The 25,011-nt window shown below is 69.9% G+C and carries 23 protein-coding genes; 15 read left to right on the plus strand and 8 right to left on the minus strand.

All coding sequences use genetic code 11. The annotated features are described in order from the left end of the window. The first annotated feature begins 129 nt into the window (after nucleotides 1-129). On the plus strand, nucleotides 130-489 hold the full coding sequence (locus tag OG385_RS33540; RefSeq protein WP_266861503.1) for a hypothetical protein: 360 nt from the start codon (nucleotides 130-132) through the stop codon (nucleotides 487-489). Between the two features lie 33 nt (nucleotides 490-522). On the opposite strand, the gene OG385_RS33545 is transcribed toward OG385_RS33540, so the two are convergent. Then, nucleotides 523-1,281, minus strand: coding sequence for a DeoR/GlpR family DNA-binding transcription regulator (locus tag OG385_RS33545; RefSeq protein WP_266861504.1), 759 nt, complete (start codon nucleotides 1,279-1,281; stop codon nucleotides 523-525). Between the two features lie 322 nt (nucleotides 1,282-1,603). Between OG385_RS33545 and OG385_RS33550 the strand changes: the two genes are divergently transcribed. From OG385_RS33550 to OG385_RS33575, 6 genes are all read left to right on the plus strand, one after another. After that, a complete protein-coding gene (locus OG385_RS33550) occupies nucleotides 1,604-2,446 on the plus strand; it encodes an endo alpha-1,4 polygalactosaminidase (protein ID WP_266861506.1) in 843 nt (280 codons plus the stop codon). A 192-nt stretch (nucleotides 2,447-2,638) separates the two neighbouring features. Beyond that, complete coding sequence (locus tag OG385_RS33555) at nucleotides 2,639-3,970, plus strand: ABC transporter substrate-binding protein (RefSeq protein WP_266861508.1); 1,332 nt, start codon at nucleotides 2,639-2,641, stop codon at nucleotides 3,968-3,970. Nucleotides 3,971-3,983: 13 nt separating this feature from the next. After that, complete coding sequence (locus OG385_RS33560; protein WP_266861510.1) at nucleotides 3,984-4,937, plus strand: carbohydrate ABC transporter permease; 954 nt, start codon at nucleotides 3,984-3,986, stop codon at nucleotides 4,935-4,937. After that, complete coding sequence (locus tag OG385_RS33565) at nucleotides 4,934-5,830, plus strand: carbohydrate ABC transporter permease (protein WP_266861512.1); 897 nt, start codon at nucleotides 4,934-4,936, stop codon at nucleotides 5,828-5,830. Before OG385_RS33560 ends, OG385_RS33565 begins: the two co-directional genes overlap by 4 nt. Before the next feature lie 134 nt (nucleotides 5,831-5,964). Next, complete coding sequence (locus OG385_RS33570; protein WP_266861514.1) at nucleotides 5,965-6,921, plus strand: carbohydrate kinase family protein; 957 nt, start codon at nucleotides 5,965-5,967, stop codon at nucleotides 6,919-6,921. After that, a complete protein-coding gene (locus OG385_RS33575) occupies nucleotides 6,918-8,228 on the plus strand; it encodes an alpha-glucosidase/alpha-galactosidase (RefSeq protein ID WP_266861516.1) in 1,311 nt (436 codons plus the stop codon). Before OG385_RS33570 ends, OG385_RS33575 begins: the two co-directional genes overlap by 4 nt. Nucleotides 8,229-8,339: 111 nt before the next feature. On the opposite strand, the gene OG385_RS33580 is transcribed toward OG385_RS33575, so the two are convergent. The 3 genes from OG385_RS33580 to OG385_RS33590 form a co-directional block, all read right to left on the minus strand. Next, on the minus strand, nucleotides 8,340-9,107 hold the full coding sequence (locus tag OG385_RS33580) for a GNAT family N-acetyltransferase (RefSeq protein ID WP_266861518.1): 768 nt from the start codon (nucleotides 9,105-9,107) through the stop codon (nucleotides 8,340-8,342). Further along, nucleotides 9,104-10,024 carry an NADP-dependent oxidoreductase gene (locus OG385_RS33585; protein WP_266861520.1) on the minus strand — a complete coding sequence of 307 codons (921 nt, stop codon included), beginning with the start codon at nucleotides 10,022-10,024 and terminating at the stop codon, nucleotides 9,104-9,106. Before OG385_RS33585 ends, OG385_RS33580 begins: the two co-directional genes overlap by 4 nt. A 194-nt stretch (nucleotides 10,025-10,218) precedes the next feature. Next, nucleotides 10,219-11,061: a DUF1206 domain-containing protein gene (locus OG385_RS33590; protein WP_266861522.1), complete on the minus strand. Its 843-nt coding sequence runs from the start codon at nucleotides 11,059-11,061 to the stop codon at nucleotides 10,219-10,221. A gap of 227 nt (nucleotides 11,062-11,288) precedes the next feature. Between OG385_RS33590 and OG385_RS33595 the strand changes: the two genes are divergently transcribed. Beyond that, nucleotides 11,289-12,437, plus strand: a complete 1,149-nt coding sequence (locus OG385_RS33595; protein ID WP_266861524.1) for a serine hydrolase — start codon at nucleotides 11,289-11,291, stop codon at nucleotides 12,435-12,437. Between the two features lie 146 nt (nucleotides 12,438-12,583). Here the strand turns inward: OG385_RS33595 and OG385_RS33600 are convergent, their stop codons facing one another. Beyond that, on the minus strand, nucleotides 12,584-13,444 hold the full coding sequence (locus OG385_RS33600; RefSeq protein ID WP_266862158.1) for a D-alanyl-D-alanine carboxypeptidase family protein: 861 nt from the start codon (nucleotides 13,442-13,444) through the stop codon (nucleotides 12,584-12,586). A gap of 173 nt (nucleotides 13,445-13,617) precedes the next feature. Between OG385_RS33600 and OG385_RS33605 the strand changes: the two genes are divergently transcribed. From OG385_RS33605 to OG385_RS33620, 4 genes are all read left to right on the plus strand, one after another. Continuing rightward, nucleotides 13,618-14,367 (plus strand): YqjF family protein, encoded by a 750-nt coding sequence (locus OG385_RS33605; RefSeq protein WP_266861526.1) that lies wholly within the window; start codon nucleotides 13,618-13,620, stop codon nucleotides 14,365-14,367. Between the two features lie 98 nt (nucleotides 14,368-14,465). Beyond that, the gene (locus OG385_RS33610; protein WP_266861527.1) at nucleotides 14,466-15,131 is read left to right on the plus strand and encodes a TetR/AcrR family transcriptional regulator; all 666 of its coding nucleotides are present in this window, start codon (nucleotides 14,466-14,468) and stop codon (nucleotides 15,129-15,131) included. Next, nucleotides 15,128-15,892: an SDR family oxidoreductase gene (locus tag OG385_RS33615; RefSeq protein WP_266861529.1), complete on the plus strand. Its 765-nt coding sequence runs from the start codon at nucleotides 15,128-15,130 to the stop codon at nucleotides 15,890-15,892. Before OG385_RS33610 ends, OG385_RS33615 begins: the two co-directional genes overlap by 4 nt. Nucleotides 15,893-16,159: 267 nt before the next feature. Next, entirely contained in the window at nucleotides 16,160-18,199 is a 2,040-nt protein-coding gene (locus tag OG385_RS33620) for an NB-ARC domain-containing protein (protein WP_266862160.1), read from the plus strand. A gap of 77 nt (nucleotides 18,200-18,276) precedes the next feature. On the opposite strand, the gene OG385_RS33625 is transcribed toward OG385_RS33620, so the two are convergent. Beyond that, nucleotides 18,277-20,460 (minus strand): phosphocholine-specific phospholipase C, encoded by a 2,184-nt coding sequence (locus tag OG385_RS33625; RefSeq protein WP_266861531.1) that lies wholly within the window; start codon nucleotides 20,458-20,460, stop codon nucleotides 18,277-18,279. Nucleotides 20,461-20,906: 446 nt separating this feature from the next. Here OG385_RS33625 and OG385_RS33630 point away from each other — a divergent pair, with 446 nt between their 5' ends. Then, a complete protein-coding gene (locus OG385_RS33630) occupies nucleotides 20,907-21,233 on the plus strand; it encodes a (2Fe-2S)-binding protein (protein WP_266861533.1) in 327 nt (108 codons plus the stop codon). A gap of 163 nt (nucleotides 21,234-21,396) precedes the next feature. Here OG385_RS33630 and OG385_RS33635 read toward each other — a convergent pair whose 3' ends face one another. Continuing rightward, nucleotides 21,397-22,092, minus strand: a complete 696-nt coding sequence (locus OG385_RS33635; protein WP_266861534.1) for an SDR family NAD(P)-dependent oxidoreductase — start codon at nucleotides 22,090-22,092, stop codon at nucleotides 21,397-21,399. A 152-nt stretch (nucleotides 22,093-22,244) separates the two neighbouring features. Between OG385_RS33635 and OG385_RS33640 the strand changes: the two genes are divergently transcribed. Then, nucleotides 22,245-23,111 carry an XRE family transcriptional regulator gene (locus tag OG385_RS33640; protein ID WP_266861535.1) on the plus strand — a complete coding sequence of 289 codons (867 nt, stop codon included), beginning with the start codon at nucleotides 22,245-22,247 and terminating at the stop codon, nucleotides 23,109-23,111. 123 nt (nucleotides 23,112-23,234) lie between these two features. Then, nucleotides 23,235-24,305, plus strand: coding sequence for a 3-oxoacyl-[acyl-carrier-protein] synthase III C-terminal domain-containing protein (locus OG385_RS33645; protein ID WP_266861537.1), 1,071 nt, complete (start codon nucleotides 23,235-23,237; stop codon nucleotides 24,303-24,305). 6 nt (nucleotides 24,306-24,311) lie between these two features. Here OG385_RS33645 and OG385_RS33650 read toward each other — a convergent pair whose 3' ends face one another. Further along, complete coding sequence (locus OG385_RS33650) at nucleotides 24,312-24,992, minus strand: class I SAM-dependent methyltransferase (RefSeq protein WP_266861538.1); 681 nt, start codon at nucleotides 24,990-24,992, stop codon at nucleotides 24,312-24,314. Between the last annotated feature and the right edge of the window lie 19 nt (nucleotides 24,993-25,011).

The following is a 25,011-nucleotide window of genomic DNA, read 5'->3' on the forward strand; positions in this document are numbered from 1 at the left end:
GACCAGCGGTTTCCCGGACAGATATAACGCGGGCGACGGCCTTCAGCAGCACCACGTACCGGGGTGTGCCATGCGGCTGCGGACCACCGCGGCCGGATCACCAGGTCAAGAGGGGTATGGGGCAACGGGATGAGTTCTGATCAGGACCGCGGGACAGGGCGGGGCAGCGGTGACGCGCAGTCGCCCACCGACGAGCAGCGGGCGGGCTGGCATTCCGTACGGCAGCGTGCCGAGGGCCTCACCCATCACCAGGCGAAGGCGGCCCTCGAAGCGGCCCGGCAGACAGTTGAGGCGAACTCGCGGCGCGACGGCCCCCGGCGGGAGCACTCCCGTGCGGAGGCGGAGGTCGAGGAGTGGGAGCGGATCACGGAAGCGCTCGCCGATCACGCCGGGCGCTACGACCCCGATGCCGATCCCTTCGTCCAGGGGGAGCTGGCCGGCCAGGCCGACCGGGAGCCGGGCCTGCCGTCCGAAAACAACGCCGCCTGACGGCCAGGACGCGCCGGGGAACGCGGGACCGTGTCAGGCGACGGTCACGGGGACCCCGGCCTCGGAGATCCGTGCACACTCGCGTTCCGGTGCCTCCCGGTCGGTGACCAGATGGTCGACGGCGGACAGCGGGCAGATCTTCGCGAAGGTGGTCCGTCCGATCTTCGAGTGGTCCGCGACGACGACCGTCCGGCTGCTGTTCGCGGCGAACGCCCGGTCCGTCGCCGCTTCGAGCTGGTCGTACGTCGTGCAGCCCTGCGCCGCGCTGATGCCGTCCACGCCCAGGAACGTCATGTCCATGTGGTAGTCGGCGAGCGTCTTCTCGGCGATGGGACCCACGAGTTCATAGCTCTCGGTCCGCGCGTTGCCGCCGATGACGACCAGCGTGACGTGCTGGTGCAGGACGAGTTCGGCCGCGATGTTCACCGCGTTGGTGACGATGGTGACGGGGCCCCGCTCGGCGAGGAGGCGGGCGATCTCGGTGGCGGTGGTGCCCCCGGTCAGCCCGACGACGGCCCCTTGCGGCACCAGCGCGGCCGCCGCCGTGGCGATCGCCTGCTTCTCGGGCCTGCTGCGCTCCGCGCGGTACTGCACCGGCACTTCCAGGCCGATGCTGCCGACAGCGGCCCCGCCATGTGTGCGGCGCAGCAGATTCAGCGCGCTCAGGTGCTGGAGGTCGCGCCGGACCGTTGCCCCCGAGACACCGAGCAGGCCGGTCAACTCCCCGACATCGACGCTGCCCTTCACGGACACATGCTCAAGTATCCGCGCATGGCGCTCAGTTCTCAGCATGGAGTGAGCATATCCCTGCACAAGATGAGCACATCTCTGAGCGAATGACGCAACTCCGCCCCGCTCCGGACCGGTCGGCGCCCTCTAGGAGCCGGTCGGAGCACCCCCGACTGAGCGAATGTGCGCACCAACTGCTCAGGTTCGCGCTCTTGACATGGTGATTCCTGCTCGATTTACTGCGATCAACGCCGAGTTCGAGCATTCGGCGCCAGAGGTACGCCTAGCCGGTGGGCGGCTCACAAGCCGCAAGCCCGGACAAAGTCGCCAGGATCGCTGTCAGCGTCCGAGGCGGGGACGTACCCCCTCCATCATCTGGAGCTCGATGATGATCACCACTCCCGCAAGGCCGCGCCGGCTGTCCCTGTCATCGGCACGCCGGGCCGCCGCTGTCGCGGCGGTCACCGCTGCGGCTGCCGTCCCGCTGCTCGTGCCGGCCGGCGCCTCAGCGGCCTCCTCCCCCGCCCTGCCGCCGGTGCATGCAGGCTTCGACTACCAGATCGGCGGGGCGTACACCCCGCCGTCCAGGGTGAAGGTGGTCAGCCGTGACCATGAAGCCTCTCCGGCCGCCGGTCTGTACAACATCTGCTACGTCAACGCCTTTCAGGCCCAGCCGGGCGCCGAGAAGGACTGGGACTCCGATCTGCTGCTGCGGAAGGCCAACGGCGACGTCGTCTACGACAAGAACTGGGGTGAGGCGCTGCTCGACCTCCGTACCGCCGACAAGCGCCGGCGGGTGGCCGAGAAGGTCGACGGCTGGATCGACGGCTGCGCCGACAAGGGTTTCCAGGCCGTCGAGCCCGACAACTACGACAGCTACACCCGCTCGTCGAAACTGCTGAGCGCCGCCGACGCCGAGGCGTACATCACCCTGCTCTCCCAGCACGCGCACGACCGCGGCCTGGCCATCGCGCAGAAGAACACCTCGCAGCTGTCCGGCGACCGCGCGAAGACCGGCCTGGACTTCGCCATCGCCGAGGAGTGCGGCACCTGGGACGAATGCGGCGACTACACCGACGCGTTCGGCAGCAACGTGATCGTGATCGAGTACACGGACAAGGGCCTGTCGAAGGCCTGCACGGGCTGGGGTGACCGGCTGAGCGTCGTCGAACGCGACCTGGACGTCTCGCCCAGCGGCAGCAAGGGATACGTACGCAAGACCTGCTGACACCCCACTTCCCCGGTGCGCCCCCCTCGAACACGGCGCACCGGGGTCGCTCCCCCGCCTTCCTGCCTTTCCGTGCTGCGTCTGTCGTCCGTCCTCTCCCGGTCCTGCCGTCGCGCGCACATACCCGGCACGTCCGTCCCCGCAGCCCCGATGCGGTGCCCCGGCGTGCCCTGATTCCCCCTGGAGGTCCCGATGGCTGTCGGCCATCACCGCCACATCGGTCCCTCACGCCGTACGGTGCTGCGGCGTGGCACCGGCCTGGCGTGTGCCGCTTCGGCCGCGCTGACGCTGCCCGGTTGTGGCGCGAGCACCGATGACGGCGTCGGAGCGGACGGACGGGTCACGGTCGAGCTGTGGCACGGCCAGACCGACACCGGCCGTATCGCGATCGAATCGCTGATAGCCGATTTCCAGCGGACCCACCCGCACATCCGGGTCGACTCCGGCGGAGGCGTCCTGGCCGACTCGATGCTGCAGAAGGTGACAGCTGCGCTGGCCTCCGGCTCGTACCCGGATGTCGCCTACGTCTTCGGATCGGACCTTGCAGGAGTCGCACGCAGCCCGCAGGTCGTCGACCTGACCGGCGCCGTGCACTCCGGACCGGTCCCCTGGAGCCAGTTCTGGGCCCCCGCGCGCGAGGCCGTCACGGTGAACGACCGGGTACGGGCCGCGCCGGCACTGCTCGACTCGCTCGCCGTGGTGTGCAACAAGAAGCTCTTCCGCGACGCCGGTATCCCGCTGCCCGAACCCGGCTGGACCTGGCGGGAGTTCCAGGAGACCGCCAAGCGCCTCACCGACCACCGGCGGGGTGTCTTCGGCACCGGATGGCCGGGGGTGGGCGACGAGGACACCGTGTGGCGGCTCTGGCCACTGGTGTGGGACCTGGGCGGAGAGGTGATCGCGCCGAACGGGCACAGCATCGGATTCGCCGATGCCGGTGTGCGGGCGCTGGAGACAGTGGCGGGGCTCGCCCGCGACCGTAGCGTCTACATCGACCCCAAACCGGGCACCGAGCAGATGTACCAGGTCTTCCAGTCGGGCCGGATGGGCATGGTCGTCACCGGACCGTGGCAGCTGCCCGACATCATCCAGGCAGGCGTCGAGTATCAGGTGGTGCCGCTGCCGAGCTACAGCGGCAGACCGGTCACCATCTCGGGACCCGACACCTGGACGGTCTTCGACAACGGCTCCGCCCGCGTCCAGGCGGCACGCACCCTGGTGAGCTGGCTGATGGAGCCGGACCAGGACGTGCGCTGGGACGTCCGGGCCGGGAGCCTGCCGCTGAGCCGGCGTACCCAGAGCCTGCCGCTCTGGAAGGCCAAGGCCGCGAAGACCGAGGGGCTCGCGGTGTTCACCAAGGCGCTGGAGTCCGCCCGGGTGCGGCCCGCGCACCCCGCGTACCCGCAGATCTCCCAGGCGCTGGGAGAGGCGATCGTCGCCGTGCTGCTCGGCCGCAGTACACCCGCGAAGGCTCTGCGCCGCTGCGCGGACGATGCCAACGCCGCCCTGCTCATTCCGCGTTGAGGAGGCTCACGCCATGCCCGGTCTGCCCGCCCCGCTCACTCTCTCCGATCCCGGCCACGAACGGCAGCTGCGCGCCCGGCGCCGCCGGCGCCGCAGCGAATCGGCCACCGCCTGGGCCTTCATCTCCCCCGCGGTCCTCGTCATCCTGGGACTGAGCGTCGTCCCGGTCATCTGGTCCGTGCTGCTGTCCTTCCAGGCCGACGACCTGGTGACACCGAGCCGCTGGGTCGGCCTGGACAACTACCGTGCGCTCACCAAGGATCCGCACTTCAGCCAGGCCGTGTGGAACACCCTGGAGTACACGGGGCTCTACGTGCCCCTGTCCATGGTCCTCGGGCTCGCCCTGGCCCTCGTGCTCAACCGGCGCATCAGACTGGTCGGCCTCTACCGGACGCTGATCTTCGTACCGTTCGTCATCTCGGCGACGGCGCAGGGAGTGCTGTTCTCGTTCATCCTCGACCCGCAGTTCGGCGCCGCCAACTCGGTCCTGCACGCCCTCGGGGTCTCCCCGCAGGGGTTCCTCACCGACCCGGGACAGGCGCTGCTGGTCCTGGTGGCGATCTCGCTGTGGAGCGGCACCGGGTTCTGCGTCGTGGTCCATCTCGCCGCCCTCCAGGACGTACCGCAGTCCCTGATCGAGGCCGCGCGTCTGGACGGCGCCGGCCGGCTGCAACTGCTGCGACATGTCGTCCTGCCGGCTCTGACTCCGGTCAATGTGTTCCTGCTGCTGTGGCAGACCATCAACGCCCTGCAGGTCTTCGACCTGGTGTACGTGACGACGAAGGGCGGGCCGCTCGGCTCCACCACGGTGATCGTCTACTTCATCTGGGAGCAGGCCTTCAAGAACTTCACCGCCGGCTACGGAGCGGCGGCCGCGTACGTCCTCGCGCTGGCCCTGCTCGTGATCGCCGGAGGGACGCGCGTGGTCCGGCGGCGCCGACCCGCCATCGAAGGAGCCGTCCGATGACCGTCACCTCTCCGCTGCCCCCGCGCACCGCCCGTCCTGCCACGGTGGCGGCACCGCCCCCGCAGCGGAAGCCGGGCCTGCGGCTGCCGTTCAGCGCCTGGCATCTGCTGCTCGCCCCGCTCGCCCTGCTCTTCGCGGTGCCGATGATCTGGCTGCTGCTCAGCTCCGTGATGAGCAACGCGGAGATCAACAAGTTCCCGCCCGCCCTCTGGCCCTCGGGAATCCATCTCGGCGGCTACCGCTATGTGCTGGGCAACGCCATGTTCCCGCGCTGGTTCGCCAATTCACTGATCGTGTCCGCGGTGGCGGTGGCGTCCAATCTGCTGTTCGGCTCGCTCGGCGGGTACGCGTTCGCCCGGATGCGGTTCGGGGGTTCCCGCCTGCTGCTGGGGCTGATGCTGGCCACGATGGCGATCCCGTTCCAGCTGACGATGATCCCCACGTTCCTGGTGATGAAGCGCCTCGGCCTGATCGACACCCTCGGCGCCCTGATCGTCCCGTCACTGGTCACGCCGTTCGCGGTGTTCCTGCTGCGGCAGTTCTTCCTGTCGCTGCCCAGGGAGTTGGAGGAAGCCGCGTGGATCGACGGCTGTTCACGGCTGCGGGTCCTCTTCCTCATCGTGCTGCCGCTGTCACGGCCGGCGCTGAGCACCGTGGCCGTCCTGACGTTCCTGTCCACCTGGAACGATCTGACCTGGCCGCTGATCGCCATCAACCACGACACCCAGTACACCTTGCAACTCGGCCTGACGACCTTCCAGGGCCAGCACCACACCCAGTGGGCCGCCGTGATGGCCGGAAACGTGATCACGGTGCTGCCGGTACTGCTGGCGTTCCTGGCGGCGCAGAAGACCTTCATCCAGTCCATCACGTCGAGCGGTCTCAAGGGCTGAAGCCCATCTGAACTCCGCTGCCCCGCAGCCGGGTTCGTCGCGGGCCCCGCAGCCGCGTCCGGACACCCGGCCCCGCTGACCGCTCACGCCTCCCGACCGCTCCTTACCTTCTCACCGCGACTCCAGGAAGCCGTATGCCGCACTCTTTCGACCTTCTCGTCATCGGGGACGCCAACCCCGACGTCATCCTCGGCCCCCTCCGTGCGCCTCTCGCCTTCGGGCAGCGCGAGCAGCTCGTCGACACGGGCGTCCTCACGCTCGGCGGCTCCGGCGCCATCATGGCGTGCGGGGCCGCCAGGCTCGGCCTCAGCGTCGCCTTCGCCGGACGCGTCGGGGACGACGACGCCGGGCGCTTCGTCCGGGGCGCCCTGGCCGCCCGGGGCGTCAACACGGACGCCCTGGTCAGCGACCCGGAACTGGCCACCCCGCTCACCGCGGTGCTGACCGAAGGCGACGACCGGGCCATCCTCACGGCGCCCGGCACCCTGGGCGCGACCTGCGGTGACGACATCCCCGACGCGCTCCTCGCCAACTGCCGCCATGTGCACGCTGCCTCGTACTTCCTGATGCCGGAGCTGGCCCATGCGCTGCCCGGTCTGCTGCGCACCGCACGTGGCCATGGCGCGACCACCTCGCTGGACACCAATGACGACCCGTCCGGGGAGTGGCGGCCGGCCGGTCTGAGCGAGGTCCTGGCGGTCACCGGCATCCTGCTGCCGAACGCCCGGGAAGCGCGTGCACTGGCCGGTCCCCCGGCCGGTTCGCTGGACGAGGCAGCCGCCCGGCTGGCCGCTCAAGGGCCACTGGTCGTGGTGAAGGACGGGGCCGAAGGGGCTCTCGCCCACGACGGCAGCGTCCTGTCGCGCACCCGCGCGATACCGGTCAGGCCGAAGGACACGGTCGGCGCGGGCGACAGTTTCGACGCCGGGTTCGTCGCCGCCTTCCTGGCAGGTCTGCCGACCGCCCGGGCCCTCGAACTCGCCGCGGCCTGCGGCGCTCTGTCCACCCGCGCCCATGGCGGCACCGCCGCGCAGCCCACCTGGGACGAAGCCGTCGCAGCCGTCACCGACAACGGAGAGAACCACTCATGACCACCACGAAGATCGCGTTCATCGGCGCCGGAAGCGTCGTCTTCACCCAGGGGCTGCTGGCGGACCTCTTCGCCTTCCCCGAGCTGACGGACGTCCACATCGCCCTGCACGACATCGATGCGGAGCGGCTGGCCACCGCCGACGGCGCCGCCCGCCACATCGCTGCCGAGCGGGGCGCGGCACCGCGGATCACCTCCCACGCGGAGCGGCGTGCGGCCCTGGACGGCGCCGACTTCGTCATCAACATCGTCCAGGTCGGCATGGGCGAGGCCACCCGTACCGACTTCGAAGTGCCCGCACGCTACGGCCTGCGGCAGACCATCGGCGACACACTGGGCATCGGCGGCATCTTCCGCGCGCTGCGCACCTTCCCCCTCCTCAAGTCCCTCGGCGAGGACATCTCCGAACTCTGCCCCGACGCCTGGCTGCTCAACTACACCAACCCCATGGCGATGAACATCCAGTACCTCACCCAGGCCACCGGACTGACCCGCGTCGTGGGGCTGTGCCACTCGGTGTACTGGACCATGCGGGACCTCTCCGACCTGGTGGGCGTCGCGTACGAGGATGTCAGCTACCTCGCCGCGGGCGTCAACCACCAGGCGTGGGTGCTCCGTTTCGAGCAGGGCGGTACGGACCTCTACCCCCGGCTGGACGCCCTGGTGGCGGACGACCCGCAGCTGCGCCGCCGGGTCCGGGTCGACATGTACCGGCGCCTGGGCCACTATCCGACGGAGACCAGCGAGCACTCCGCCGAGTACGTGCCCTGGTATCTGCACCACGCCGACGAGATCGAGCGGCTGCGGCTGCCGGTCGGCGCCTATCTGGGCATCGTCGACGAGAATGTCGCGGAGTACGAGAAGACGCGGGCCGCCCTCGCGTCCGGGGCGCCGCTCCCCGTCGAGGGAACCATGGAGTACGCCCCGCAGGTCATCCACAGCATCGTCACGGGCACCCCCCGCACCGTCTACGGCAATGTGCCCAACCGCGGGCTCATCGACAATCTCCCCGCTTCGGGGACCGTCGAAGTCCCGTGCCTGGTCGATTCACTGGGCGTGCAGCCCACCCGTATCGGTGCGCTGCCCGCGCAGTGTGCCGCACTCAACCGCACGTATCTGAGCGCGAACGACCTCGTCGTCCGCGCCGCTCTGTACGACGAGCCGCGCCATGTCCGGCAGGCCGCGATGACCGACCCGGCGACCGCCGCGGCCCTGCCGGTCGAACGGATCTGGGATCTGTGCGACGACATGGTGCGGGCCCACGGCGATGCGCTTCAGCCGTCGCTGCGCGCCGTTCTGGGCCACTGAACCCGGGGCCCTTTCCGTTCGGATCAGGCCGCCGGCAGGGCACGGAGCCCCTGCCGGCGGCCGGACCGGGCGGTACGGGACCGGGTGCGGCGAGGCCGGGTTCTGCGGGTCTCAGCGCAGCGCAGTCGTCCGCGCGTCCGGGGCCTCGGTCCCGGACGCGGCCGCTGCCTCGGCGAGGTGCTTCGGCACGAGCGCCGAGAGGAACTCGGGCCGCCGGCGGAGCCGGAACCCCAGGGACTCGTACAGCCGGACGGCGTTCGTGTTGGACGCCGCTGCGTGCAGGAACGGTGTGTCGCCGCGCTCCCTGATCTCGTGCGAGAGGGCGTGTATCAGCCGGGTGCCGAGGCCCTGTCCGCGGGCGGACTCATCGGTGCAGACCGCGCTGATCTCGCTCCAGCCGGGCGGCCGCATCCGCTCACCGGCCATGGCGACGAGTCTGCCCCCGTGCCGGATCCCGAGGTAGGTGCCGAGTTCGACCGTGCGCGGCAGGAAAGGGCCGGGGCGGGTGCGTTCGACCAGGTCGAGCATCTCGGGCACGTCGGCGGGTCCGAGGCGTACGGCCTCCGGGTCGGGCGCCGCGGCCACCCCGTCGTCGACGAGCTGAACGCCCGGCGCGTGGAAGACGACCTCCCAGTCGTCCGGCGGCGGCTCGTGGAACGCGGTGAGGGTCACCACCCCGCCGGGTCCCGCGAGTGCGGCGACGTCGGCCCAGTCCGCGGCGTCGGGGGCCTCGGGCGTGGAGAACCAGGTCGCCACGCCGGCCGGATAGCACAGGACGCGGCCGCGGGAGCGCGCGAAGCCTGCGTGCGGGCCGGTCAGCGCGTTGCGTACCGGATTGTCCAGGGGGTGCGCCGCGGCTGCCGGGTGCGGGACGCTCATCCGGCCACCTCGATCACGATCTTGCCCCGGGTGTGCCCGCCCTCGACGGCGCGCAGGGCTTCGCCGGCCCGTTCCAGCGGGAAGGTCCGGGTGACGCAGGCCCGCAGGGCGCCGTCGACGGCGAGGCGTGCCACGGCGTCGAGGACGGCCGCGTTGCGGGCGCGGACGACCGCCGCGCCGCCCAGCTTCACCACCAGTTCCTTCCCGCCCGCGCTGATGACCCTCGTCCGGTCGGCGACCAGCCCGGCCACCTCCTCCAGCGCCTCGCCGCCGACGAGGTCGAAGACGGCGTCGACACCGTCCGGGGCGGCTGCCCGCACCCGGTCCGCCACGCCGGGGCCCGAGGGGACATGCACAGCGCCGAGCGCCTCCACGAACTCCTTCTTCTCCGCGCTCGCGGTGCCGATGACCCGCACGCCGAGGTGACGTGCGATCTGCACGGCGGCCACGCCCACCCCTCCGCCGGCTCCGTTGACCAGCAGCGTCGAGCCGGGCGCCGGCTTGAGCTGCTCCACTCCGTCGTACGCGGTGGCCGCCGCGACCGGGAGGGCCGCCGCTTCGGTGAACGGCAGCGCGTCGGGCTTGTGCGCGGTGACGGCGACGGGCATCAGCGTGTACTCGGCGTACCCGCCGGTCACCGGGTTGCCGAAGACGGCCTGCCCCGGCTCGAATCCCTCGACGCCCGGTCCTGTCGCCACCACGGTCCCGGCGGCCTCGCTGCCGAATACCTCGGGGAACGACGGCTCCTCGCTGCCGGGCCTGCGGAATCCCGTACGGAGTTTCCAGTCCACCGGGTTCACTCCGGCCGCCCGGACGGCGACGAGCACTTCCCCGGGGCCCGGGACCGGCATCTCCAGCTCGGCCTGAGCCTCGGCCTCGGGGCCGCCGTTACGGGTGAATACGTACGCCTTGGGCATGAACTCCCTCACTCCGGATCAGGGCACCGGCACTGCGCGCTGCCGGTGGCTTCTCCTGCGAAAAGCCCATTCTGCCTGCACGTATTCCCGGGGCTCCAGGGTGTTCACGAGGCCGCAATACAAGGGGCCCCGCAACGCGAGAAGGCCTTCGGCGGGCAGCGCCGCCCCTGCGGGCCGGCGGCGGTGCACCGGCCTCAGACCTTGCGCCACCGTGCGTTCGCCATGGAGAACGCGCCGAAGGCGGCCAGGCCGATCGCCACCAGCACCAGCAGCCACGGCCCCGCCGGGGTGTCCGCGAACGAGCGCAGGGTGTCGTCCATGCCCTTGGCCCTGCCGGGCTGGTGGCTGACGGCCGCGGCGACGGCGAACCCGCCCGCGGCAGCGAAGATGATGCCCCGGGACGACCCGCCGAACACGCCGGTGACGTCGACGACGCGGCGGGTGTTCCTCGACATCCCGGACATCTTGAGATGCTTGCGGTACTTGCGCATGACGGCCCGGGCGGCGATCCACAGCCCGGCACCGGCCACGACGACCCCCGCGATGCCGACGATCCACTGACCGCCCGGCCAGCCGAGTGCCGTCGCGGTGACGTCCTCGGACTTCTTGTCCGTCGATCCGCTGCCGCTCCCGCGGTCCCCGGCCGCGTAGGAGAGCACGGAGTACGAGACGAAACCGTAGAAGACGCAGCGGCCCGCCGCCATGGCCCGTTTGCCGGGCTTGCCGCCGTCCGGTCCTGCCTGGCCGAACAGCGCCTCGGACAGCCGCCAGACAGCCATGCCGAGCAGCGCGATGCCCAGGACCCAGAGGAGGATGTGTCCGAACGGCCGGTGCGCGATCTCGGCGATGGCGCCACCGCGGTCCGCCTGCGCTCCGCCGCCGTCGGAGAACGCGATCCGTGCGGCCAGCACACCGACCAGGACGTAGATCACTCCCCGCGCGGCGAATCCCGCTCGCGCCCCTGCCGCGACCGCGGTGCTGTCCGCCGCTCGCTTCGCCTGTCTGCGACCACGTGCTGATGCCGTACCGGTATTCATGCTCTACCGGTTGCCCCGTGACCGGCCGCCGAAGCCTGGGCTGCGGACTTGCTGCAAGCCATGTGCTGCGGGCTGCGGGCTGCGGGCTGCGGGCTGCGGGCTGCGGCGGAGCACGGCAGACTTCATCGTGTCCGGCCGATGGCTTTCGGACCGATCGCTTTCCGACCGATGACTTTCCGCCGCGCACCGGGTCTCCCATAGGACCGCACGCTCACGAAGGTGGCCCGATGACCAACTTGCCGGCACTTCTCACGACGTACGTCGACGCGGGGACCGTCCCCGGCGCGGTGGCCCTGGTGGCCCGCGGCGACGGGGTCGAGGTCGGAACGGCCGGCTTCTCGGACACCGGGGGCACGTCCCCGATGGCCAGGGATTCCATCTTCCGCATCGCCTCGATCACCAAGCCGGTCACCGCGGCAGCGGTGATGATGCTGGTGGACGAGGGCCGTATCTCCCTCGACGAGCCGGTCGGGCACCGGTTGCCGGAGCTGGCTTCGCTCTCCGTCGTGCGCACACCGGACAGCCCGGTCGACGATGTGGTCCCCGCGGCACGGGCGATCACCGTGCGGGATCTGCTCACCTTCCGCGCGGGATACGGGTTTCCGTCCGACTTCTCGCTGCCTGCGGTCGGGCTGCTGTTCAGCGAGCTGCGGCAGGGGCCACCGCAGTCGGAGGCGGTCCCGGCGCCGGACGATTGGGTGGCCACGCTGTCCCGCATTCCCCTGCTGCACCAGCCCGGTGACGCCTGGCTGTACAACACCTGTTCCGACATTCTGGGGGTGCTGATCGCCAGGGTCTCCGGTCGCTCGCTCCCCGAGTTCCTGGCCGAGCGGCTCTTCGAACCCCTCGGGATGACCGACACGGGATTCGAGGTCCCGCCGGCCGAACGCCACCGGCTCGCCGACTTCTACCAGCCCACCCCGGACGGCCTCGAACCGGTCGCCTCGGCCGACGGTGAGTGGAGCAGTCTTCCCGCGTTCCCGTCCGGCGCCGGCGGACTGGTCTCGACCGCCGACGACTGGTACGCCTTCGCCCGGATGCTGCTCGCCGACGGCGCCGCGGGCGGACGGCAGCTGCTGTCGCCCGATTCCGTGCGGCTGATGACCACCGATCACCTGACGGCCGAACAGCGAGCCGCCTCCACGCTCTTCCTGGAGGGCCAGGGGTGGGGCTTCGGCGGGTCGGTCGATGTCACGGACGCCGATCCGTGGAACGTGCCGGGCCGCTACGGCTGGGTCGGCGGCTTCGGCACCGCGGCGCACATCATCCCCTCCACCGGTACGGTCACGATCCTGCTCAGCCAGGTGGCGATGACGGCGCCGACCCCGCCCCCGCTGATGCGCGACTTCTGGCGGTACGCGGCGGCCGGTGCCTGAGGCAACACGCCGCAGCGCTCAGAGCCCACGGCCGGGACGCCTGACACGTACACACCTGGCACGTACACACCTGCCGCACATACGGATGGGGCCTGTGCGCGACCGCGTGGCCACGCACAGACCCCATCTGCGTTACCTGCGAAGGGCTACTTCTTGAAGGCGTAGTCCATCAGCTTCTTCGCGTCCGCGGTGCGGTTCGCCTCCGAGGAGGACGCGAGGACCGTACCGATGACGGTCTTGCTGCCGCGGGTGGCGGCGAAGACCAGGCAGTACTTGGCCTCCGGGCCCGACCCGGTCTTGAGGCCGATGGTGCCCGAGTAACTGCCGAGCAGTTTGTTGGTGTTGGTCCACGACATGTAGCGGTAGCCACCGCTCTTCGTCGTGACCTTCTGCTTGGTCGACTTCGTCTTCACGACCGTGCGGAAGGTGGAGTACTTCATCGCGTTGCTGGCGAGCTTCGTCAGGTCACGCGGGGTCGAGTAGTTGGCACCACTCCCTATGCCGTCGAACGAGTCGAAGTGCGTGTTCTTCAGGCCGAGCGTCTTCGCGGTGGAGTTCATCTTCCCGATGAACGACTTCACTCGCGCCGCCCGGGTGGAACCGCTGCCGAACTTGTCGGCCAGCGCGTACGCCGCGTCACAGCCGGACGGCAGCATCAGGCCGTACAGCAGTTGCCGGACCGTGACCTTGTCGCCGACGATCAGCCGGGCCGACGACGCGTTCTTGGAGACGATGTAGTCGCTGTACGCCTTCTGGACCGTGACCTTGGAATCCAGGTTGAGGTTCTTCTGTCCGAGCACCACCCGGATCGTCATGATCTTGGTGGTGGAACCGGTGGAACGGCGGGTGTCCGCAGCTTTGGTGAAGAGGGTCTTCGCCGTGCTGTTGTTCATCACGAAGCCGCCCTTGGCGACGATCGTGGGCGCTTTCGGTGTGGCGGCCTGGGCCGAGGCGCCGAACGCCCCAGCGGTCGACACAGCGCCTGCGGTCACGACGACCACAGACATGCGTCTCATGCCCTTGATGCCAATGTTCAAGATGAAATCTCCAAATGCCGCTTCAGCGCGGCCTCATGCGAGTGCCGCTCGCACGTGAGACGAATGAAGGACCCCAAAGGATGCGGGGGCGCGCGAGAAATTTTCCGGGCGCCGCGCTGCCGCGATTCTGCCATGCTGACGGCGTGCCGTACGGACCAAGCACACCCGAACCCATCACGGCCGACCCGCCCCGCGCGGAGCCCAGGCCGCTCCTCACCCAGGCCTGGCTGGATCTGGCCTTTCTGCACTGGGCGGCCGACCCTGCGGATGTGGCCCCGCTGCTGCCGCCGGGCACGTTCCCGGACGTCCTGGACGGGGTGACCTACGTGGGGCTCGTCGCCTTCCATATGCACCGGACGGGATTGTTCCGGCTGCCGGGGGTGCCGTATCTGGGATCCTTCCCCGAGACCAATGTGCGCCTGTACTCCGTGGACGGCCGGGGGCGGCGCGGCGTGGTGTTCCGCTCGCTCGACGCAGCACGCCTCATTCCGGCGGCTGTCGGGCGAACGGCCTTCCGGCTGCCCTATATGTGGTCCCGGATGACCGTCGACCGCGAAGGGGAGACCCTCACGTACACCAGTCGCCGGCGCCTGCCCGGCCCGCGCGACGCACACAGCCGGATCCGGATCCGGATCGGGGAACGCGTCCGGGAGCCCAGCGGTCTTGAGCACTTCGTCACCGCGCGGTGGGGGCTGCACACGAGCCTTCTCGGCCACCCGCTGTACCTGCCGAACACCCACCCCCGCTGGACGCTGTACCGGGCGGAGCTGACCGGCTGCACCGAGAACCTCGTCGCGCCGGCGGGGCTTCGCACGCCGGCGGGCGAACCCGTCAGCGTGCTCTACTCACCCGGCGTCCAGGTGCGTTTCGGACGCCCCGAACGCGCCGGCTGAAGCGCCCGGCCGCCCCGCCGGACCCTCCAAAACATCCGTGGCATATGCACTGACCTGGTCGTTCGCCATTTAATAATGGTCAGCATTAGAATAGCCGCATGGCGAGGACATCAGGGCCCGAGACCCGGGAGAAACTGATCCGCGCGGCCGAGGAGATCTTCGCCGCGCAGGGCGTCGACGGCGCACAGCTGCGCGACATCATCCGGCTGGCCGGACAGAGCAACCCATCAGCCGTGCAGTACCACTTCGGTTCACGCGCCGGTCTGCTCGACACCGTGATGGCCGGGCGCCAGCGGCGTACCGAAGCCGTCCTGGCAGAGCTGATCGGCGACGGCGGGCAGGATCTGCGCGGGCTGCTCGCCGCCCTGGTCGCCGCCGAGGCCACCGAGCTGCGCACCGAGCGCGGGCAGCGCTGCTTGCAGGTCTCCGCGCAGCTCAGCCACCAGAGCGGCGTACGCACCGGCATCCCGCACCCGACGCTCGAAGGCACCGTCTACTGGCAGCTCATCGGCCGGCTGGCCCAGTGTCTGGAAGCGCTGCCCGAGCCGGTCCGGCTGGAGCGCGTGGATCTGGCACTGACGCTGGTCGGCGCCGCGATGGCGGACCGCGCCCGCCAGTGTCTCGCCGGCGCCGAACCCCTCACCGGCGAGCCGCTGTTCCTCGCCGACCTCGTCTCGATGACGGCCGCCCTGCTGACGGCCCCCGTACCGCATGAAGCTCCGGACGGAGCCGATGCCCGAGCAGAACGAAGGAATGAGTCATGAACGAACTCACCGGAAAGACCGTCATCATCACCGGCGGCGCCCGTGGACTGGGCGCCGAGGCCGCCCGCCAGGCGGTCGACGCCGGAGCACAGGTGGTCATCACCGACGTCCTGGACGAGGAGGGCGCGGCCACCGCTGCCGAACTCGGCTCGCAGGCCCGCTTCCTGCACCACGACGTGACGTCCGAGGAGGACTGGGCGCGGGTCGTCGCGTTCGCGACCGCCGAGTTCGGCGGGGTCGACGGGCTGGTCAACAACGCCGGCATATCGACCGGTGCGTATCTGGAGACCGAGTCGGTGGAGAACTTCCGCCGGGTACTCGACATCAACCTCACCGGTGTCTTCATCGGGATCAAGTCCGTCATCCCCGCGATGAAGGCCAGCGGCAGCGGCTCGATCGTCAACATCTCGTCGGCCGCGGGCCTGATGGGCCTGGCGCTGACCGCGGGCTACGGCGCGTCCAAGTGGGGCGTACGCGGTCTGACGAAGATCGGCGCCGTGGAGCTGGGCACCGAGCGGATCCGGGTCAACTCCGTGCACCCCGGGATGACCTACACCCCGATGACCGCTTCGGTCGGCATCCAGCAGGGTGAGGGGAACTACCCGAACACCCCGATGGGCCGGGTCGGCGAGCCGCCGGAGATCGCGGGCGCCGTGGTGTTCCTGCTCTCCGACGCCGCGTCGTACGTCACCGGGGCCGAGCTCGCCGTGGACGGCGGCTGGACCACAGGACCGACCGTCAAGTACGTCATGGGCCAGTGAGCCGGTGACGGCATGAGCCGCTGTCCCGCCGGCGGAGAACCCTGATGCCCGCCGGCGGGACAGCTCAGGGCGCGGCACCTGCGCCACCCTGCGCGGAAGGCATGTTCCACTCTGCCGGGTACCTGGGCAAACCGCGGGCCGATGCCGACAGATCAGGCCAACTCCGGTTCATGATCTGATTGTTCACGATTCACAATCGGCCAATTCTGGCCGTTCCTCGTCGGGCGTATCGGCCAGGGATCGCCCCGGGTCCAAGATGTACCCGTGGTGGGATACCTTCCCGTCGTCGCGACCAGTTTCGTCGGCAGGACCGGCGAACTCCGCGGTGCGGCACGGGCACTGGAGAAGCACCGGCTGGTCACGCTCACGGGCGGCGGCGGGGTCGGCAAGAGCCGGCTGGCGCTCCGCGCTGCCGAACGGGCCGACGGGCGGTACGCCGACGGGGTGTGGTGGGCCGACCTGTCGCACCTCTACGACGACCGGCTGCTGATCGGCACGGTCTCCGACGCCGTCGGCCTCCTCGACCACGACCTGGCCCGCCCGGTCGAAGCGCTGTGCGAACGGCTGGCCGACCGCAATCTGCTGCTGGTCCTCGACTGCTGCGAGCGGGTCCTGGCAGCGTGCAGCCACCTCGTGGGCGCACTGCTCGACACCGCACCGGGACTGGCCGTGCTCGCCACCAGCCGGGAGCCGCTCGGCATTCCCGGCGAGTACGTCCTGGACGTGCCGCCGCTCGCCGCCGGCGGCGAGGGCGAGGAGGCCATGCGGCTCTTCCGCGACCGCGCCGCCGCGGCCGCGCCCCGCCTGTCGCTCGACTCACCGGACACCGCGGCGGCTGCCGCGGCCATCTGCCACCGGCTGGAGGGCATCCCGCTCGCCGTCGAGCTGGCCTGCGCCCGGCTCGCGGAGAACAGCGTCGAGCGGATCGCCGAACGGCTCACCTCCCGGCTCGACTTCCTCAGCGAGCCCGAAGGCCGCGTATGGCCCCAGCGGCACCGGGCGCTGCGTACCGCCATCGGCTGGAGCCACGAGCTGTGCGCCCCGGCCGAACGGCTGCTGTGGGCGCGGCTCTCCGTGTTTCCGGGAACCGTCGACGAGGCCGACGTACAGGCCGTCTGCTCGGGCGGACCGCTCGACGCCGCGGACATTCCCGCGCTGCTGGAGCGGCTGGCCGCCCAGTCCGTGCTGCAGCGCGACGGCACGCGGTACCGGATGCTCGACACCCTGCGTGAGTACGGCGCGATGTGGCTCGGGGAGCTGGGCGAGCAGCGGACGCTGGCCCGCCGGCACGCGGTGCACTTCGCCGGTCTCGCGCGCCGGGCCCACAGCGGATGGCTCGGCCCCCGGCAGGTCGACTGGTACCGCAGGATCGCCGAAGCCGACGCCGATCTCTGTGCCGCGCTCGACCACCTCATCACCGATGACCCGGAGCGTGCGGTGGAGATGGCGGGGTGCACCGGTCTGTTCTGGAGCTGCTGCGGTCATCTGCAGCGGGCCCGCGACTTCCTGGAACGGGCCCTCGGCCTGGAGACCAGCAGGGGCACTCACCGTACCCGCGCCCTGTGGGCCCTCGGGATCACGCTCACGCTGCAGGGCGACCACGAGAGCGCCCGCGGGCTCGGCGAGCGGTGCAGCGTCGCCGCCTGGCACGACCGCGACACGGAGTCGATGCTCTCCGCGGCCCATGCCGTCAGCTTCAACTACCTGATGATGGGCCGCCCGCAGACCGCGCACGACGTCAGCGACCACGCGCTGCGCAGTCTCCCGGGCGACCCGCTGGACGCGCCCTCGCAGATGCGGTGCCGGGTGATAAGAGTCTTCGCGCTCTCCGCCCTGGGCCGCCTCGACGAGGCGTACGAGGACGCCACGGAGCTGCAGCAGCTCAGCCTGCGTTACGGCGAGTACTGGGCCCGCGCCTACGCCGACCACCAACTCGCCCTGATACACCTGCTGCAGGGCAGACCGCAGGAGGCGGAGAGCCACGCGCGCTCGATGCTGTCGGGCAAACACCAGCTCCACGACAGTCTCGGCATCGCCCTCGGGCTCGACCTGCTCGCCGGGGCGATCGCCGCGCGGGGCGACGGCGTGGAGGCCGCGCGCACGTCGGGTACGGGGCATGTCTACTGGCTCATGATCGGCCACCCGCGCCGCGGCACCCCGGAGTTGGGGGTGATCCGTGAGGTCTGGGAACGCCAGGCCCGCGAGGCGGCCGGGGCCCCGGCCTATGAGCAGGCCTACCGCCGCAGTCTGACGGGGGACGCCGAGACCGGCCTCGTCCGCGCGCTCCAGGGGGAGCTGCCCGGGTGACCCGCCCGGGGCGGCCGGTTCCCGTCCGGCCGCCCCATTGCCGTGCCCCTGCTGGGCCGCGCTCGGGCCGGCGGCCGTCAGGCGCGGTGCGGGCCCGGGTCGCTGCTGCTCGGGCGGCCGTTCTCCAGATGGGCGGACCAGCGGCGGCGGAATCCGTGGTCGCCACGTCCTGTTCCGGTGACCGAGCCTGTTCCGGTGACCGAGCCCGCCTCGGTGACCGAGCCCGCCTCGGTGACCGAGATGTCGTACCAGCCGGAGTGCTCACGGACCGGCAGGGTGACCTCGGTGGAGGCACCGGCACGCAGCCGGTGCGATGTGCCGTTCCCGCGGCCGTAGGCATCGGCCACCCGGACCGTACGCGCGGTCCGGCCGCGGTTGGAGACCCTGATCCGTACGCTCTCGCCGCCGCGGTGCGTGAAGGTGGCACGCAGCGCGTCGTCCGATGAACCCGCGAACTCGCAGAGCGTGCCGTTGGGGCCGTAGGCGGAGAGCTGGTACGCACCGCCGGTGGGACCGGTCCGCCAGTAGTCGCTCAGGGTGTCCCCGGCGGAGACGGTGTACCGGCGCGGTGCCGCCTGCGGCTGCTCACGGTCGTAGACGTAGAACGCCGCACCGGCCCGCCCGCGGTTGGCGAACTCCAGCTGGAACCGCCCCTTGTGCGCCTCGCCCTCATTGACCTGTACGTCGTACGGCAGCGCGCGGGCGCGGCGGACTCCGGGTTCCTGTTCGGGCAGGTGCTGGACCGGTGGCACCTGGTACGGCTTGCCCGACGAGACGATCGGAGCGGGGACCTGGAGGGAGACGGGCGCGGGGTCGGCGCCGGAGAAGTCGAGCGCCGAGGTGAGGTCGCCGCAGACGGAGCGGCGCCAGGCGCTGATGTTCGGCTCGTGGATCCCGAACCTGGCCTCCAGGAACCGCAGCACCGATGTGTGGTCGAAGGTCTCCGAACACACCCAGCCGCCGCGCGACCAGGGTGAGATGACCAGCAGCGGCACCCTCGGACCCAGACCGATCGGCTGGAGGCCCCCCGGGTCGGCGCCGGGGACCAGCGGGCTCATCTCGCCCGGGTACTTGCCGAGGTCGAGGATCTCGTCACCGAGGCTGCGGACCAGGTCGCGGGAGACCATGCCCTGTGCACCGGGGGCGCTGCCGACAGGCGGCATGGGCGGTACCACGTGGTCGAAGAGGCCGTCGTTCTCGTCGTAGTTGACGATGAAGACCGTGCGGCCCCACACCTCGGGGTTGGAGGTGAGTGCTTCGAGGACGAGGTTGATGTAGGTGGCGCCGTCGGTAGGTGACGCGGACGGGTGCTCGGAGTACTTGTAGGGCGGGACGATCCAGGACACCTGGGGCAGCGTCCCGTGCTCCACGTCGGCGCGCAGCTCCTTCAGCGTGTGGTCCGACGCCCCCTTCTCCACCAGCGGTCCGGTGGCGCCCTCCGCGACCTGGTACTGCTCGAAGAACATCAGCGAGTTGTCGGTGTAGTTGTCCGTGGGACTGCCCGGCTCGCCCGTGCCGCCCTGGTACAGCTTCCAGCTGACCTTCGCGGCCTCCAGCCGTTCCGGGTACGTGGTCCAGGTGTAGCCGTTGGTGTTGTTGCGCTCGCCGAGCCCGGGGCCATTGGCGCTGCGCCCGTACACATTGCGCGGGTCGCAGGTGCCGCTCCACAGGTAGATCCGGTTCGGCGCGGTGTCTGCGTGCACCGAGCAGAAGTACGAGTCGCAGATGGTGAACGCCTCGGCCAGGGCGTAGTGGTAGAGCAGATCCTGCCGCTTGAGGTGGCCCATGGTGAGGGCGTCCTGCTTCTGGTTCACCCACTGGTCGTGGCGGCCCTCGTTCCAGGCGAGGTGTCCGCTGCTCCAGCCGTGGTCGGTGCCCGCCTGGTACTCGGTGGTGTTCCTGGGGTCGATGTACCAGGGCAGTACCTCGGTCGCGGAGTCCGGCAGCCCGCGCGCGTTGTAGCGCGCGGTGTGCGTGCCCGCGGCCGGCTGGTTCCATACGGGTCTGCCGTTGGGCAGCAGCGCGGGGCGCGGATCGCCGAAGCCGCGTACACCTCGGAGGCCGCCGAAGTAGTGGTCGAACGAACGGTTCTCCTGCATCAGGATCACCACATGGTCGACGTCCTTGATGGACCGGGTGCGGGAAAGGGCGGGCATGGCCATGGCCTTGCCTATCGCCCCCGGGAAGACCGAGAGTGCGGCGGCCGATACGGCGGTCGCGCCGCCTGCCTGGAGGAAACGCCGACGATCAAACGTGGCCATGTGGCTGCAACCTTCTGTTGGCAACAAGGGGATTTCGAACACGTCCGATCATTCAGTGCCGCATCCCCTGCTGGGTATCCCTCCGGAGACCACCGGGTGATCGACCGGCCAACTCTGTGTTCACCCGAGCCCGGACGGGCAGGCCCCTGTTCTGCGGGAATGCCGCCGGGCCGTGAGCAATCAGGCATCGCGGCCCTCGCGGGAAGCCGCTGCGAAATCCGTCGTGGACGGTGGCGGCCGGCCCCGATCCAGGGCAATCCATGATGAATTTCCGCGCAGAAAAGGCTGATTCCGCCGGGACTTATTCGATATCGGCTGGTGCGCGGCGAGACGCCCGATCCACACCATCGATTTTTGCCCAAGCTGTGTCCGAAACTATTCGTTCACCCTGCTCAGCGCCTCTGAGATCTCGACAACGGCACATCCACGCCCATAGCGTCTCGCCCATGACAACCCCCCCGGATGACCGGAGGTTCCGGCGTGAGATGGCCGTGGCCCACAGGTCTGGATGGCATCTCATCGACTTGCTCAGCGCACTCCCTGAGCCAGGCGATTCACTGATGGTGACTGTCCTGGGCGAGCCCGTCGTCGTCTGCCGCAACGCCGCCGACGGAGAGCTTGAGGCATTCCGGTGCCTGCGACGACCACGTGGCGCGCCGCAGCCCGTCCGGTGCGTCATACGATACGGAATGATCTTCGTGAATCTCCAGCAGAACGATCACGAAGACATATCGACCGAGACCCTTCGAACGGTTACCCCCCAGAGCGCCTGAGGCGAATCCCCCGTCACAGCAGATCGCCCGGGCGCTCTCCCCGGACAGCGGCGCCACCGTGACCTGAACACGGTGGCGCCGCTGCGGTTTTCCGGCTCACCGGCAGAGCGCCGGGCCGGAATGCCGGTGCCGTTCCCAGAGACGGCACCGGCTGGGCAGAAAGTCAGGAAACCATGAGCAGACGGCTTTCCACTCCGATGTACTCGCCATTGACCCCGTCGGCGTCGGGCGACGCGAGCAGCTTGACGTTCTTGGCTGCCGCGGCCACCAGCGACGCGTCGACCCGCGTCTGCCAGGCGGATGCCGGGTGCGTGGTGCCGCGTACCGAAACACGCTGACCCAGAGGTGAGTTGAGAGTGACGACGTTGCAGGTGATGCCGTGAAATGCCTCGTCGCGGGCCATCCGGCTGACGAAGCCGCGGAGCGCCGCCTCGGACGTACTGCCGAACTGCCTGGCGGAGAGGCCGTCCTGGGCGGACGTGCAGAGGAAGATGATGCGCCCCTGCCCGCTCGCCCTGAGGGCTGGCACGGCCCTGCGGATCAGCCGGAAGGTGCCGATCATCCGGTTGTCGGCGACGGAGACGAACCGGTCGTCCCTCAGCATCAGATCGCACGACAGATCGATGGAGGCGATGACGATGCCGACGGGCCCGTGCCGCTCCTCGACGAGAGCGAGCGCCCCGTCGATCTGCGACTCGTCCGTCACGTCACACGCCACAGTCAGGTCCGGCCCCGCGGGTGCGTGCGGGCCGGAGTACATCGCGGCGACACGGTCACCGCACTCTTGCAGCGCCTTCGTGATCCCCTGGCTTACCTCACTGTGTCCATCGACGATGAGCACGGACCGCTGGGATGGCATTGCAAGTCCCCTACCTTTCGCGAATGCAGCAGACACTCTGCATTGTTCACCTGCGACAGATCAGAGTCTCGCGGCCATCGACCGCTCTTTCCACGCAAAAGACTTGCAGATAATTGTGGACCCGCCGCCCGGCGGGCAGTTACGGGGGAAATGTGACACTCTCTACCCAAGATGCGGCAGCCCTGCGCACGTTGCTGGAGAGCCGCCGGGCCGCCATCGCGCCCGAGACCGTGGGCTATACCGAGCGGAGCGGAGCCGGCCGTCCGGTCAACGGACTGAGCCAGGAGCAGATCGACACACTGACACACCGGGCCCGTGGCACCTACGGACGGCTCATCAACGGACCGGAGCACCGGCCCAATCCGACGTACCTCGGCGATCTGGCACGGCTACTGAGAATGACGGAGCAGGAGTGGACAACGCTCTACTGGCTGACCCGCCGCGAAGTGCCCGCTCCGCTCCACAACACCTCAGGCATGGAAGTCCCCGGGGCCTGGAAGGCCGTGGAGCTGATCCACGGCGTCATGGCCTATGTGGTCGACTCCGCCTGGAATCTGATCACCTGCAACAGGGAATACCACGAGCTCTTTCCCGGCGGAGAGGCTCCACAGAACGCCCTGATGTTCATGGCGGTCCATCCCGAACGGCACGCCTTACTGCTGGACTGGGAGCGAAGCTGGGCGCCCTTCGTGCTCGGCCAGTTGCGGCGGGCGACCCAGGAACGCCCGGACAACAAGGATCTGGCTCGGATCGAGGAGTACGTACTGCACGATCCGGTGGCAGGTCCGCTGTACGAAGCAACCCCCTTCCTGGCACTGCCATTTCCGGATGGTGCACAACGCCCGGTTTGTCACCCCCAGTTGGGCGAAGGGATGGTGAGCATCTCCGCGGCGGAGCCGGTCACATCACCGGGCTCCCGGCTGATGCTGCTCGCCTTCCGGCCCGGACCGCCCAGCGAGCACCGCAGGAACCCAGACTTGCGTGCAGCGCACAACCTCATTGATTTATTGGACACTTGATGGACGATCACACGACCCCTATCCGGGGTTAACGGGTGATCAGACTGCGGGACTTTCGTGAAAGATGGATCGCACTGGCGTACGTTGTTCGTACATGTAATCGAGCATTAATGGGAGCTGCCCATGCCCGCCTACGTCAGCCGCCCCGCGATCGTTCTGCCGGAGTTCGAGGTGAGCACCCGGGACATCATCGACGACATCGCGCGGAACCACCCGGACGACCCGCGACTGAAGGTGTACGAGCGGGTGATCGACAACCTCCAGGTGGACAACAGGTACTTCGTGGCCCCGCTGGACTCGCCGATCATCTCGGGGAACGCGGAGGTCACGGAGCGGGTGGGCACCGGCTTCGGCCACGCGGCACGAATGGGCGAGCAGGCCGCGCGGAAGGCCATGGCGCAGGCGGGTGTCGAGCCGTCGGAGATCGGCGCCATCGTCACCTCGCACGCCACCACCTGGGGCATTCCGGGGCACGATGTGGTGCTCAGCAACGCCCTCGGGCTACCTCTGCAGGCCCGGCGCATCGCGCTGACCACGGTGGCCTGCGCCGGCGGAATCCAGGCGCTGATCCGTGCCTTACAACTGGCCGCCGCCGAGCCGGGTACGAAGGTCCTCGTGGTCGTCTCCGAGGTGCTCAGCTCCATCTACAACCACCGGGACACGACGATCCAGAGCATGATCTACAAAGCACTGTTCGGGGATTCCGCGGGCGCCTGCGTCGTCTCGACGACGCCTCCCGACGGGCCGGGAATCCGTATCGAGGATCCGGTGAGCGCGAACGCCTTCGAAATGCGGCTGCCCGACACCGAGGATCTGTACAGCGGGAAACTCGACACCAGTGGGATCCACTTCGACAGCACGAAGGCCGGCCAGAAGGGCGCGGCGGATTCGATGCCCTCCGTCATCGACTGGCTGGACCACAAGGTGCCCGACTGGGCCATCATCCATCCCGGGAGCCCCGGCATCATCACTGATGTCGCCAAGAGCCTCGGGCTCGCCGAGGAACACACCCGGCACTCGCGCGCCGTTCTGGCCGAGATGGGGAATCTGGGCGGGGTCAGTGTCCTGGCCGTCCTGGACAAGCTGCATTCCGCGCCGCCCGCGGCAGGCGAGTCGGGCGTCGCGGTGGCCTTCGGTCCGGGATTCGTCACCGCGGCCCTGCGCTGTTCATGGTCGGTGCCCGCCGGTGACTGACGGAGCTCACAGCGGCTTGCGTGCCCTGACGCCCAAAACGACAGGGGTGGGCGCCCCGTGCTCGGTGAACCCTTCCAGCACGAGTCCCGCGTTCAGAAAGGCCTGGAACAGGCGGGGCAGCGGCAGATGCCCCGCCCCCACCTTGTCCCGCAGGCCCTGACCGGTCCAGGACTCGGTGGTCCAGCGGCTGTCGAGGTAGCCCGGCCGGAGCAGCACCGCGTCCGGGTCGCTCCGGTCGGCGAACCCGCCGCAGAAGCAGGGGTGGACGCCGATGTGTACGAACACCCCGCCGGGCCGCAGCACCCTGGCGACCTCACCGAGCACCGCCGCGTAGTCGGGCATGTCGGTATGGACCATCACCGCGACGGCCGCCGGAACCGCGCCGTCCAGGACGGGCAGCCGCGCGGCGTCGGCCTGCGCGACGGGCAGCCGGCCGCGGGCATGTGCCAGCATCCCGGCCGAGAGATCCACCCCGACCGGCGTCCAGCCGAGACCGCGCACCCGGTCGGCATGGATGCCGGTGCCACAGCCGACTTCGAGGCAGACACCGCTTCCCCCGCCGAGGAGCCCTGCCAGCTGACCGCCCAGGGCGCGGGGATTGCCGTCGGAGGTCCCGGCGTCCCGGGCGCCGAGGAAATCCCGCTCGTACCAGTCGGCTATCCGGTCGTATGCCGCTTCCGGCGCCATGTGCGTACCTCCTTCGGCC

This window comes from Streptomyces sp. NBC_01306 (assembly GCF_026340465.1).
Taxonomy (GTDB): Bacteria; Actinomycetota; Actinomycetes; order Streptomycetales; family Streptomycetaceae; genus Streptomyces.